Origin of the sequence: Xenorhabdus aichiensis, assembly GCF_028598775.1 — a bacterium.
Classification (GTDB): Bacteria; Pseudomonadota; Gammaproteobacteria; order Enterobacterales; family Enterobacteriaceae; genus Xenorhabdus; species Xenorhabdus bovienii.
Genome location: NZ_JAQRFO010000112.1, coordinates 1 through 1,410, shown reverse-complemented (window position 1 = coordinate 1,410; position 1,410 = coordinate 1). Strand labels below are relative to the sequence as shown.

3 protein-coding genes and 1 pseudogene are annotated in these 1,410 nt (G+C 44.0%); all 4 read right to left on the bottom strand.

The window, feature by feature from the left end; genetic code table 11:
- Nucleotides 1-89 (bottom strand): annotated as a pseudogene (locus PSI22_RS21135) (MT-A70 family methyltransferase); the annotation flags it as partial.
- Nucleotides 90-282: 193 nt separating this feature from the next.
- Entirely contained in the window at nucleotides 283-693 is a 411-nt protein-coding gene (locus PSI22_RS21130; protein ID WP_273581444.1) for a hypothetical protein, read from the bottom strand.
- A 12-nt stretch (nucleotides 694-705) separates the two neighbouring features.
- On the bottom strand, nucleotides 706-858 hold the full coding sequence (locus PSI22_RS21125) for a hypothetical protein (RefSeq protein WP_273581443.1): 153 nt from the start codon (nucleotides 856-858) through the stop codon (nucleotides 706-708).
- Nucleotides 836-1,410, bottom strand: a 575-nt coding sequence (locus tag PSI22_RS21120; protein ID WP_273581442.1) for an ASCH domain-containing protein, incomplete at its 5' end; no start/stop codon positions are given. The genes PSI22_RS21125 and PSI22_RS21120, both read right to left, overlap by 23 nt.

The window sequence follows — 1,410 nt, the reverse complement described above, 5'->3', positions numbered from 1 at the left end:
GTGTAGTGATTGTTGGCTGCTCCGTTGCTGGCTGCATTATTATATTGCCACGGCGGATCAGCCAATATCAGACTGTATTTTTGTTCCATTTCTCCGCCTATCCCGCTCATAATCCTCCCCGCACTCCCGACTACAGAATGCACCGTGTGTTGCTGGCTCCGTCTCACACCATCGGCACATCCCGTTGATGCTGGTTAATGCTGGTGGTCGGTTCTGGAGCGCATGAGATATATTCAGCTCATTTAAATCGTTAGCTGTGTCGATAATATCCATGAGGGTTCTCTATTTGTTGGGGTGGCGGTAGAGGGGGATACAATCAAAAGAATCGCTACAGTCTCGCATTACCTGAACCTCATACCCGCGATTAAAATCATCTATTTCCTCATCGCCCATAACCCACGCCACAGGCTCCATATTTTCATATTCGGCCAACTTATCTGCTAATCTGCCGTTAGGTGCGTTGCGAGAAAATGACTGAAATAAAAATTCACGACCTCTTTGTGTTAATTCATGTGGTTTTTTTGTAATTAATCCCATTTCAATTAGAATTGTTGTTGTAGTATATCCATTACGATATCCAGCCAGCACTTTCAAACATCCCTGTTCAATAATGGCTCGATAGTTTTCATGACCGTAATTAGTTCCGCTGAAATGTTCAGTAATATATTCATTTGTGATTACATCTTTGCTCATTTCTGTCTCCTATTATTTTATTTTCTTAACTGGATAATTGCATCCAATCATTTGATGAAATACCCACGGAGCAAAACGGCCTAAACCTATTCCGCTCCATTCTGATAAATTCCAGACCTGCAACCAAATCCATTGCCACAAATTAAAACGACGTTTGTTTGTCATTATTAAACCTCCGAAACTCAATTACCCAAACCCACGGGTTGGCATTCCAACTTTCTTCGCTGTAGATTGCCGCCCAAAGAGTAGGAAAGTGATTTTCAGGAATAACGGCAGGGTCAACAGTGTTATCACCTTTCCCATACCAGCATCCTTCGGCTTTTGCGTCTTCTTCACTGATATCCTGCAACCGCTCAACCCGAATATCAGTTATTTCCAGTGTGATACGTGATGCCCAGCGAGGCATGTGGATTGATGGCCGCCAGGTTCCTTCGTATTGCATGTCGCGATCAGGAATTGACCATAGCCCGTAATTATCCAGCGAACATGAGGCCCTATAAATTCTCGCTGCCTGTTGCTCACCTTTGATTAAGTTATCCCAGTCGATAGGACAACCATCTTCGTTGCCGAGAACAGCAAACGTCTCACGAACCCACAGGCGATCACTGACCTGACCATAAGGACATTTGGCAATAAATTGTTCATGCGTGTAGTCCTGCCACGTTCCATGTTTATCACGCATAGAAAATACATAGTCGCCATACCATTTATCCCCTG

What these genes read in the sequence shown, in the direction of transcription:
- PSI22_RS21125 (WP_273581443.1), bottom strand. Translation starts at nt 858, where the DNA reads ATGACAAACAAACGTCGTTTTAATTTGTGGCAATGGATTTGGTTGCAG.
- PSI22_RS21130 (WP_273581444.1), bottom strand. Translation starts at nt 693, where the DNA reads ATGAGCAAAGATGTAATCACAAATGAATATATTACTGAACATTTCAGC.